This window comes from Micromonospora sp. NPDC051296, assembly GCF_040682255.1.
Taxonomy (GTDB): Bacteria; Actinomycetota; Actinomycetes; order Mycobacteriales; family Micromonosporaceae; genus Micromonospora; species Micromonospora craterilacus.
In genome coordinates this window covers 20,244-30,562 of sequence record NZ_JBFBAO010000034.1, presented here as the reverse complement: position 1 = coordinate 30,562, position 10,319 = coordinate 20,244, and the positions used below count along the sequence as shown (strand labels likewise).

Annotated in this window: 8 protein-coding genes and 1 pseudogene; 5 read left to right on the top strand and 4 right to left on the bottom strand. The window is 70.1% G+C overall.

The features are described from left to right. The 3 genes and pseudogenes from AB0M52_RS06300 to AB0M52_RS06290 form a co-directional block, all read right to left on the bottom strand. Nucleotides 1-467 (bottom strand): annotated as a pseudogene (locus AB0M52_RS06300) (ABC transporter ATP-binding protein); the annotation flags it as partial. Beyond that, nucleotides 464-2,260, bottom strand: a complete 1,797-nt coding sequence (locus AB0M52_RS06295) for an ABC transporter ATP-binding protein (RefSeq protein ID WP_363949620.1) — start codon at nucleotides 2,258-2,260, stop codon at nucleotides 464-466. The pseudogene AB0M52_RS06300 and the gene AB0M52_RS06295, both read right to left, overlap by 4 nt. A gap of 65 nt (nucleotides 2,261-2,325) precedes the next feature. After that, the gene (locus AB0M52_RS06290; RefSeq protein ID WP_363949618.1) at nucleotides 2,326-2,937 is read right to left on the bottom strand and encodes a dihydrofolate reductase family protein; all 612 of its coding nucleotides are present in this window, start codon (nucleotides 2,935-2,937) and stop codon (nucleotides 2,326-2,328) included. A 166-nt stretch (nucleotides 2,938-3,103) separates the two neighbouring features. On the opposite strand from AB0M52_RS06290, the gene AB0M52_RS06285 reads away from it, so the two are divergent. Both AB0M52_RS06285 and AB0M52_RS06280 read left to right on the top strand, forming a co-directional pair. Then, nucleotides 3,104-3,565 carry a helix-turn-helix domain-containing protein gene (locus AB0M52_RS06285; RefSeq protein WP_363949616.1) on the top strand — a complete coding sequence of 154 codons (462 nt, stop codon included), beginning with the start codon at nucleotides 3,104-3,106 and terminating at the stop codon, nucleotides 3,563-3,565. Beyond that, a complete protein-coding gene (locus AB0M52_RS06280; protein WP_363949614.1) occupies nucleotides 3,558-3,917 on the top strand; it encodes a DUF4180 domain-containing protein in 360 nt (119 codons plus the stop codon). Before AB0M52_RS06285 ends, AB0M52_RS06280 begins: the two co-directional genes overlap by 8 nt. Before the next feature lie 64 nt (nucleotides 3,918-3,981). Here the strand turns inward: AB0M52_RS06280 and AB0M52_RS06275 are convergent, their stop codons facing one another. Further along, complete coding sequence (locus AB0M52_RS06275) at nucleotides 3,982-7,770, bottom strand: helix-turn-helix domain-containing protein (protein ID WP_363949630.1); 3,789 nt, start codon at nucleotides 7,768-7,770, stop codon at nucleotides 3,982-3,984. Between the two features lie 451 nt (nucleotides 7,771-8,221). Between AB0M52_RS06275 and AB0M52_RS06270 the strand changes: the two genes are divergently transcribed. The 3 genes from AB0M52_RS06270 to AB0M52_RS06260 all read left to right on the top strand — a co-directional run bounded on the left by AB0M52_RS06270 (nucleotide 8,222) and on the right by AB0M52_RS06260 (nucleotide 10,266). Further along, nucleotides 8,222-8,761 (top strand): peptidoglycan-binding domain-containing protein, encoded by a 540-nt coding sequence (locus AB0M52_RS06270; protein ID WP_363949612.1) that lies wholly within the window; start codon nucleotides 8,222-8,224, stop codon nucleotides 8,759-8,761. A gap of 18 nt (nucleotides 8,762-8,779) precedes the next feature. Continuing rightward, nucleotides 8,780-9,238 carry a peptidoglycan-binding domain-containing protein gene (locus tag AB0M52_RS06265; protein WP_363949610.1) on the top strand — a complete coding sequence of 153 codons (459 nt, stop codon included), beginning with the start codon at nucleotides 8,780-8,782 and terminating at the stop codon, nucleotides 9,236-9,238. A 239-nt stretch (nucleotides 9,239-9,477) separates the two neighbouring features. Then, nucleotides 9,478-10,266: a hypothetical protein gene (locus AB0M52_RS06260; protein ID WP_363949628.1), complete on the top strand. Its 789-nt coding sequence runs from the start codon at nucleotides 9,478-9,480 to the stop codon at nucleotides 10,264-10,266. Nucleotides 10,267-10,319 lie beyond the last annotated feature (53 nt).

The following is a 10,319-nucleotide window of genomic DNA, read 5'->3' as shown; positions in this document are numbered from 1 at the left end:
AGCTCGCTGAGGTGGTGCGTGACGAGCGCGGTGAGGTCGCCGCTCTGCCGCCTGGTGTGGTAGCCCAGCGGCAGCCGACGCAGGTGCTCCAGGGCCCGCAGGCGCAGCTCGCCGAGGAGTTCGAAGGAGGCTACCCAGCTCTGCCGCTGGGCGAGCAGGTCGAAGCCGAACTGGCCGAGCACCGCGGCGAGCACGCCGACGCTCCACCACAGCACCTCGCGCTGGCTGATCGCCGGGCCCCCGAGGTGGGCCTCACGCAGCCGTTGCAGGACCACCACGAGCAGCCAGATCGGCACCGCGGTGCAGACCGCCGCCGCCATCCGGGCGGCGATCCCCCACAGCTGCTGGCGGCGCAGCCGCGGGTCGGACAGCGACCACAGCCGCCGGATGAGGGCGATGGTGCGCCCGGCCACCGTGCCGGCCGGCGGCGCGGTCGAGCCCGTGGGGGCGGAGGTCAGGGTCGTCATCTGCTCGCTCCGCTCCGCTCGCCGGTGGCACCGAGACTCCATTGGGCGCTGGTGGTCGCGTCGGCCCAGAGCCCGGCGTACGTGCCGTCGGCCCGCAGCAGGTCGTCGTGGCGTCCACTCTCGACCACCCGGCCGTCGGCCATCACCACGATCCGGTCGGCGTCCCGGACGGTGGTGAGCCGGTGGGCGATGACCAGCAGGGTGCGCCCGGCGGCGAGGTTCGCCACCGCCTGCTGGATGGAGACCTCGTTCTCCGGGTCCGTCGAGGCGGTGGCCTCGTCCAGCACCACCACGGGCGCGTCCTTGAGCAGCGCGCGGGCGATCGAGATGCGCTGGCGTTCCCCGCCGGACAGGGTCGCGCCCCGCTCGCCGACCACGGTGTCATAGCCCTGCGGCAGGGCCAGGATGAAGTCGTGGCAGCGGGCCGCGCGGGCCGCCCGGTGGACCGCCTCGTCGTCCAGGTCGGGCCGGCCCAGGGTCAGGTTGGCCCGGACGGTGTCGTGGAAGAGGAACGGATCCTGGAACACCACCGCGACGGTGTCCATCAGTTGGTTTACGGACATCTCCCGGACGTCGACACCGCCGACCCGCACGGCCCCGCTGGAGACGTCGAAGAACCGGGAGACCAGACGCGCCACGGTGGTCTTGCCGGATCCGCTCGGGCCCACGATCGCGGTGACCCGGCCGGCGTCGGCGCGGATGCTCACCCCGTCGAGGACCCGCCGGTCGGGCTGGTAGCCGAACGCGACGTCGTCCAGTTCGACCGAGGCCGGGCCCAGCGGCGCGCGGCGGCCGGTGTCCGGCAGTGCCGGGGTGTCCAGCAGCGCGGCGATCTCGTCGGTGCCGAACCGGACCTGGCGTAGCTGGGAGCTGTAGCCGGTGAGTTTGGTCAGCGGCGCGGTGTAGCCGAGGGCCAGTAGCAGGAACAGCAGCAGGGTGGGCAGTTCGACGGCGCCGTCGCGGTAGAGCCAGAGACCCACCGGCACCACGACCGCCACGTTGGCGGCCATCACGGTGAAGTACGCCGCCCCGCCGGGCAGGAAGGCCGTGCCCCAGCGGGTCTCCGCGTCGACGTACCGGCGCACGGCGTCGGTCGCCCGGGCGACCGTGTCGGTCTGCCGGTTGAACACCTTCACGGCCTTGATGCCGTGCAGGAACTCGGTGACCGCCTGGTTCATCGCCATGCCGGCGCCGTGCCACTGCGCCACCCAGGCGCCAGATCCGCGGGTGGCGTGCCGCATGGCGAGCATCGCCAGCGGTACGACCGCCACCGCGGCCAGCGCCAGCCGCCAGTCGATGACGAAGAGCCAGACCGTGGTGGCGGCGACCACGGTCAGCGCGGCGACCGCGTCGGGCAGCATGTGCGCGACGAAGACCTCGATCCGCTCGACGTCCTCCATCGCGAGCTTGCCGATCCCGCCGCTGCCCCGGCGGGTCACCTCGCCGAGCGGCAGCACCGCGAGCCGTTCGGCGATGCGCTGGCGCAGCCGGTAGAGCAGCCAGTACGCGCAGACGTGGCTGATCGCCAGGGCGCCGCCCATCAGCGCGGTGCCGCCGGCGATGGCGAAAAGCGCGACGAGGGCGTACCGGACCAGGGCGTTGCCGTCGGGGGTCACCTCGGTGACCAACTCGACGGCGACCCGGTAGGCCATCAGGTAGGGCACGAGCTGGCAGGCCACCGCCGCGACCGCGAGCAGCACGGCGGTGGAGAGCCGGCGTCGTTGCGAACGCACCAGCGACCGGAGCAGCTCCCGGCCGCCGCGGCCGGCGTCGGAGTCGGTCTCGGCGGCCATCGTCCACCTCGTCTCGTCGGTGGTCGGTCCGCTGTGGACCCCGGACGTCCGGGCAATGATAGTCGTTATCCCTCCACGGTGCCGAAGGTCGGCGCACCGGCACTGTGGTAGGTCTGCATCGTCACCCCGCTGCCGGAGGTCTGGCTGTCGACCAGCCGCAGGCCGGCCGGGGGCACGCCGTCGGCGAACAGCCGCCGCCCGCTGCCCAACACCACCGGGAAGATCAGCAGGTGGTACGTGTCGATCAGCCCCTCGCGCATCAGCGACGCGGCGAGCCGGCCGCTGCCGTGCACCTGGAGTTCCCGGCCGGGCTGGCGCTTGAGCTCGGCGACGGCCGTGGCCAGGTCGCCGTCCAGGCGCTTCGCACCGGACCAGGTCAGCTCGTCGTCCCGGGTGGTGGCGACGTGCTTGGGCAGCAGGTTCAGCGCGTTCCCGACCGGGTCGGCGGGGTCGCCGTGCTGGGGCCACCAGGCCGCGAAGATGTCGTACGTCCGCCGGCCGAGCAGGAACGCGTCGACCCGCTCGAAGATGGCGGTCATGTAGGCGCCGACCGCGTCGTCGAAGTGCGCCGGCAGCCAGCCGCCCAGCTCGAACCCGCCGCTGCGGTCCTCGTCGGGGCCGCCGGGCGCCTGCATCACGCCGTCCAGGGTCAGGAACGTGGTGAGCGTGAGTCGCATGGTCGTTACCTCCATCGCGGGCGGCACCGTGCCGCCCTTCACTATGCCGACGGCCGACCGGACGGGGAATCGACACCACGACCGGACATGTGACCCAGACCACAGAGCGACCTGATCATCACCTGTCTTTCCCTATCAACCTTTGCTTGGGGTAGGTTAGGGAACCATGCAGGATGGCTGGCTGTCGGCCGAACAGGTCGCCGAGGGGCTCGGCCTGCACGTACGCACCGTGCGCGGCTACATCCGCAGCGGTCGGCTGAAGGCCGTCCGCATCGGCAAGCAGTACCGCATCGCGCGCGCCGACCTCGACGAGTTCACCGGACGAGCGGCCGACACCGCCCCGCCCCGGGTCGAGGTCTCCACCGTCGTGGAGGTCGACGCCCTCGGCCCGAGAGCCGCCGACCGGCTGAGCACCCTGCTCGTCGCCGGCGCGCAACAACGTCGCGATGCCACCGAGCCGCTACGGGTACGGACGGTGTACGACGACGGGCGCGGCCGGCTCAAGGTGATCGTCCTGGGCGACCTGGCGGCCACCGTCAACATCCTGCGGTTCATCGACGACGTCCTCACCGAGGAGAACGGCATGTTCCACACCGATCCGACCACCCCGGAGGTGGGTCATGGCTGACGTGGTGACCGAACGTCGAGGCGTACCGGTGCTCGTCTGCGACAGCGACGGGCCGCCCATCGCCGGCGTGCAGGACGCGCTCGACGTGATCGGGGCCACTTACGCCCGGGCCGACGTGGTGGCCGTGCCCGCCGGGCGGTTCGACGAACGGTTCTTCGTTCTGCGTACCGGGCTGGCCGGGGAGATCATGCAGAAGTTCGTCAACTACCGCGTCCGGCTGGTGGTGGTCGGCGACATCTCCGCCGAGGTCGCGGCCAGCACCGCGCTGCGGGACCTGGTGACCGAATCCAACCGGGGCAGCCAGGTGTGGTTCGTCGCCGACCTCGACGAACTAGACGACCGGCTGGGCTGATCGCCGCTGTCCGGGCGACGGGCACCCGTTCGGCCGGCCAGCAGCATGGCATTGGTACGCCGCGTCAGCGACTCGGCGCGGCACAGGAGGGTTCGTACGGCTCCGAGGGAATGTGGGTAGCCCATTCCTGTCGGGTCAGGTTGCGGCCGGCGCCGGCGCAGATCTGGGCTTCGGCAGCATGGAGGTCAAACGACCAGCTGATGATTCGGCCGTCCTCGGCGCCGGAAATGAGGTTTCCGGCCGGAGTGAAGGCGAGTCCGCGGATTCTTGCGCTGTGGCCGGTGAGGGTGGCGACGCGCAGGCGGGTGCGGGCGTCCCAGACGATGATGGTGTGGTCGTCGCCAGCGGAGGCGAGACGGCGGCCGTCTCGGCTGATGGCAAGGACCTGGACGGGCGCGGTATGGCCACTCAGTACGGCTATCTCCCCAGCGGTCGCGGCGTCCCACAGCTTGATGACGCGGCTGTCACCCGCGGTGGCCAGCCAGCTGCCGTCGGGGCTGACCACGATGTCCTGCACCGCGCTCTGCTGGGCGTTGACCCGGTTGAGTAGCGCGCCAGTGGTGATATCCCACGTGTTGATATAGCCGCCCACGCTTGCCCCGAGGAGTCGACGCCCGTCCGGGGTGAAGGCCAACGACGTGACGATGCGGGCCGGAAACTTGGCTGTTATCTCGGACGGTTCTTCTATGTCGGCGACGTCCCACAGGTCAGGGCCGAGAGTGGCCGCGGCGAGGAGACGGCCGCTGGGGTCGAAGTCGACGTCGGTCGAGGCACCGATTCCTCCGGTCGGGAAGGGCCGGGTCACCTGCTGTCGCTGCTGGATGTCCCAGACCGTGACGACGTTGTTTCGGGTGACCGCGGCGAGCAGGCGTCCGTCCGGGCTGAATGCCACGGATTGCACCTCGTCTGGATGCCCACCCAGCGCGGCCACGAACTTTCCCTGCGCGTCCCACAGCCGAACTGTGCCGTCGCTGCCCGCTGAAGCGATGGTGTTTCCGTCCGGGCTGACCTTGACGTCCTTCACCTGCGCCGCGAACCCGATGAACGGGGCGTGGCCGAGATCGTGGAGCACGATGGTTCCGTTGAACCCGGCCGAGGCGAGCATGGCCCCGTCCTGGCTCAGCGCGACTGAGGCCGTCTCGCTGCGGCCTCGGTCCTGGTAGGTCTGCCGGGGCTCGCGGCGTTGCAGGTCCCAGATGGTGATCGCGCCGTTTTCGTCGGCCACGGCGAGCTTGTCGTCCGCAGCAGCGGAGATCGACCACGCGTAGCGGCCCGACAGGGGCAACGGCGGGAGCGCAACCGGTCGGTCGCCGCCAAGGTTCCACAGGTACACCCCTCGCTCGTGCGCCAAACCGGCGAGGATGTGTCCGGTGTGCCCGAAGGCGACCGAGAAGATGTGTTCGGTGGGCAGGTGGGCAACCGATTCGCGCTTGGCCACGTCCCACACGATCGGGTGCTCTCTCCCGTTGGCGGATACGAGGAGCCGACCGTCCTGGCTGAAGGTCAGGGACCCGACCGGCACGTGGTGCCCGCGGAGCAGCGTACGGGTCCCGGCCCGCAGATCGTGTAGGACGATGTCGCCGGCCTTTGGGGTGTCCGAGCCGGTCCGCAAGCCATCTGGGCCGCTCCCGATGCCGACGGCGACCTTTGTTCCGTCGGAGCTGAAGGCCGTGCCGGACGCAAAGTTGTCCTCCTCCAGCCGGTTGATCTGCTGGCGGGTGTCGACGTCCCAGACGATGATGGAACCTCTGGTTCCATCGACCCCGATGGAGACGAGCAGCCTTCCACCGTCGACGAAGGCCAGATTCGCCACCCGGCCGGTGTGCCCCGACAGGGTGGCGATGCGTTCGCCGCGCACCGGGTCCCACAGGCCGATCGTGCCATCACCGGCGGCGGAGGCGAGTAGCGAATGGTCGGGGTTGAACGCGACGGCGTAGATGGACGGTCCGCCGACGTTGAGTTCGGTGTGGCGAGGCGCAGCCGCCACGCTCAGCACGCTCCCCCGGGTCTCGGTGCTGGAGTGGAGGTGATTTGCTTCGATGGCCAGGAGGCCGGCCAGCTCCGGGTCGGTGGCGAGCAGCGATCGCGCCTGTAGCGACAGCTCGCTGGAGAGCGCGACCACCTGCTGCCGGCGGGCGTCCTGGCGCTGCCGCACCGCTACGGCGCCGCCCAGCAGGGCGAGTACCAGGAGGACGGAAACGCCTGCGACGAGACGCTTGAGGAGGCGGGCGTGGCGCCGGGCACTGTCCTGTTCGGCTTCGGCGACAGCGTTGCTGGCGCGCAGGAAATCTCGTTCGTGCTGGTTCAACTCGTCGCGACGGTCATCGGCGAACGCACGTGCGGCAGCCAACTGGGCGCCCCGGTACAACGCTCCTGGATCACGGCGCAATGAAGTCCACGTGTGTGCGGCGTCGGTGAGCCGCCGGTGGATGAGCAGGCTCGCACGGTCGTCGGTGAGCCATCGGTGCAGCCGCGGCCAGGCACTGATCAGCGCCTCATGGGCCACCGCCACCGTGCCGTCGCCCAGGACCGCCAGCCGGGCCGCGGCCAACTGGTCCAGAACCTCGATCATGACAGCCTCGTCGGCGATGCCGTCGAGTTCCGTTCGCGCGACGGGCCGGCGGGTGTCCTCGGTGCCATCACCCAACGCCGTGAGCCGGAGAAAGATCCGGCGAGCGGCTCGCTGCTCCGCTGCCCCGAACTCGGCATACACCCGCTCGGCGGTCTGGGCGACCGCCCCCCGTACGCCACCGCTTGCGTGATAGGCCGACAGGGTGAGGGTCGGCCCGCTTCGTCGCTGCCACGTCTCCAGCAGTGCGTGCGACACCAGTGGCAACGCGCCCGGCTCGTCGGCGGCATCAGCGAGCACCGTGGTCAGCAGATCTGATTCCACTCCCATCCCGACCTGGGCGGCGGGCCGGGTAACGATCTCACGCAGATCAGTGGCGGTCACCGGGCCCACCATCAGGTGCCCCTCGTCGCCCAGTGCGTCGGTCAGCTCCGAATACTGCATGAGGTGAGCGAGGAAGTCGGCGCGCACCCCGAGCATGACAGTGGTACGACGGTCCGAACCCTGAGTGGCGTCCAGCAGCGCTTCGATGAACGTGCGGCGTTCGTCCTTGTCGGTGCAGAGGGTGAAGATCTCCTCGAACTGGTCCACCACCAACAGTGCCCGGGTTTGCGGGTGGCCGGCGGCCAAGGCGCTACGTACGGCGATGTCCAGGCCGGCTGAATCCTCCGCCAGCTCTTCGCGCACCTGCTCGACGGCCTGACCGGACAACTTCGCAACCTCGGCCGACAATGCCTCGAGCGGGTGCTCCGTCGGGGTCATCAACATGACTCGCCAACGCTGCGCCCCCCGGCGATCGGCCGCGATGGTGCCCAACAGACCAGCCCGCAGCAACGAGGACTTCCCGCTACCGGACGCCCCGATGAGGCAGCTCAGTGGCTGCCGCTCGACCCGATTCAGCAGCCGGTCGACCAGCTCCGAGCGGCCGAAGAACCACTCCGCCTGCTCCGGCTGGAACGACGTCAACCCCTGATAGGGGCAGCGCTCCTCATCGCGAACCGGCACCGTCGATGCGGCCATGGCATCCGCGATGGCTGACCACCTTGCCCGCCACTCGTCGGCATCGCCACCGCACGCCTCGGCGTACGCCAACGTCACCTCCAGCGAGGGCAGCCGGTCACCCTTTGCCGCCTCCGCCAAGGTGCTGGCCGAGTAGTGCGCCCGCCGAGCCAGAAGCCGATAGCTCGGGCTGCCGGCCCGCTCCCGCAACTGGCGCAGCTGCCATGCCAGCCGCTGGACCGGGCCCGCCTTCGGGTCCAGGGGCGTTTCCCGACGGCCCAACACCAACCTCCAAGTCCTGCCGCCAGGCAGACTCCCCACCACGCCCCCGTGGCGGGCCTCGTACCGACAGGCGCGTCCGCTGCCCGTCGTTCTGGATCGAGGGCAGTATCAGGGACCTGGTGTGCCGGCTGCGGCGCGGGGTCGCCGTTTCAAGGGGCCGGTGGGTGGTCCCTCCGGGTGGCCCGCGGGCTCGCCTCTGACCAGCGCAGACGCCACGTTTTGTCCGACGTTGTTTGTCCGACGTGTGCCGGGCTACCGGTCAACCCACCCACAGGCCACCGTGGATCCGGCAAACGACCTTGGTGGCGCCGCCACCGGGGATTGCCGTGCGGGATCCGTCATAGGCCCACGGGGGGATCCGTATCCGGCCGCTGAAGCAGCTACGGCCTGACGACCGATGGGGCCTCGCACCGCGGTGTTCTGCCGCAGACGTAAGGAGAAGGGCAGGATCTACATGAATCAAACCGAGAGTACGGTGCGGCTGCGCAGCGGGGTACTCGCATCGCGGGTGGTCCTCGCGCTGACTGTGGTGCTGGGAGGCTCCCTGGTCACCGCAAGCCCCGCGTCGGCGCATACCGCCTGGCCCGGCTACCACACGCTCTGCAAGGTAGCCGCCCCATGCATCAACAGCGGCAATCTGGTGCGGTTCTGGCAGCGGCACCTCTGGGCGGATGAAGGCTACAGCGATGTCGACGGCGTGTTTGGACCCAACACCCATGACGCCACGGTCCGCTGGCAGCAGCTCTACAACGCCGCACACCCGGTAGACATCAAGGCCGATGGCTGGGTTGGCCCGCAGACCTGGGACGCGGCAGGCCAGAACACCGTTTGGGGCTACCACTTCGACAGGTCGGACGGCACGTACCTGTACTACACGTACTACGGACGTAAGGAGGGCCGCACCTTCCTCATCCGGGACCGGATCTCGGACGGAGTCACGTGGTTCAAGATGCCCGGCGACAAATCGTGGACCGACACGAGCCATGGCAGCTGAGAGTTCAGAGGAGAAGCGATGAACGGGAATTCCATGAAACGCCTGGCGGCACTGTGCACAGTGCTCGCGGCCGCGATCGCGGGCACTTTCGTCTCCGTCAACCCCGCCTACGCTCGCAGCCAACCCGAGTGCGAGTCCTACACGTACGTCAAGAACCAGGCCGGCTACGACGTCGCCGCGCCGATCGGCAAGTACGGCGTCCTGCCGTGCTCGCTGCTCTGGGGCGACGGCGGGCCCGGCACAGTGGCCCTCCAGTGGGCCCTGAACGACTGCTACCTCAAACCCGCGGGCAAGAAGCTGCTCTCCGATGACGGGTCGTTCGGCGAGTTGACCTTCAACGCGCTGAAGTTCGCCCAGAGCAAGGAGGGGATCAGCTCGGACGGCCAGTTCGGGCCGCAGTCACGCGCGTCCCTGAAGTTCCCCGCCCTCACCGGCGGCACCCACACCTGCGCCCGGCTGGGGAAGCCGATCGTGTAGTGGTTGATCGTCGACGACGTGCCGGTGGTGCGTCACGGCGAGTTGACCGATGAGGTGTGGGCGGTGATCCCGCCGCTGCTTCCCGAGCCGGGGGGCGGGGGGCGGTGGCGGGATCCTGCCACGAACGCTTGCGCCGATCGACGGTGGACGGGCCGTGGGATCGCCGGACCGGGATTCCTCCCCAGCCGTTGAACCGAACTGTGGCCACCAGCCGTACTTCACGGCGAAGGGAGTGGCCCATGAAGCGCGTGACCCCGTTGCTCACCCTCCTGTCGGGGGCGGTGACGGCTGCCGTGTTGTTCACGATGAGTGCGCAGGCATCGCCACCGGCCACACAGCCGGCGGCGGAGACCGGTCCACCGACCGCCGCCGCGCCGCCGCCGACCGACGCCGAAGCCCCGGTGGACGAGGCGGACGCCGAGGCACCGGTGGACGAGGAGCAACCGGACCCCGCAGGCACCCGGCCGGCCCAGACGTCCCCGCCGACCGCGCCGGACTCGTCATCGGCCGGCACCGAGGCCGCGCTGGTCGAACAGAACTGGATCGGCGAGCTGGAGAACGGCGCCACCATCGCCATCACGGTCAAGGGCGGCAAAGCCGAGGCGTACGTCTGCGACGGCCGGAGCATGGAGCTGTGGCTGTCCGGCACGGTCAAGGACGGCAAGATCGAACTGACCGGCCAGGACGCGAAGCTGACCGGCATCATCCGGGGTGACAGCGCCAGCGGCGAGATGATCATCGGCGTCCGCCGCTGGAAGTTCACCGCCCGACCGGACGACAAGGCGGTCGACGAGGCGGTCGCGAAGTCCGGCACGGGGACCGCCCCGGCGATCTACCGGGCGACCGACGAGGTCCGCAAGGCCGGCATCGACGGCGGCTGGATCATGCTGCCCGACGGTACCCAGATCGGCATCGTCACCTGGAACGGTAAGCCGATCCCGGCGCCGCCGCTGGACCCCGCCTTCTACAGCACCATCGTCAACGGGGTCACCATCACCGCCGAGCCGGTCATTCCCGGGGCGCGGTGATGTCCCAGCACCGCCAGAGCAACGTGCGCACGGTGCCCCGCCGGCCGCCCGCG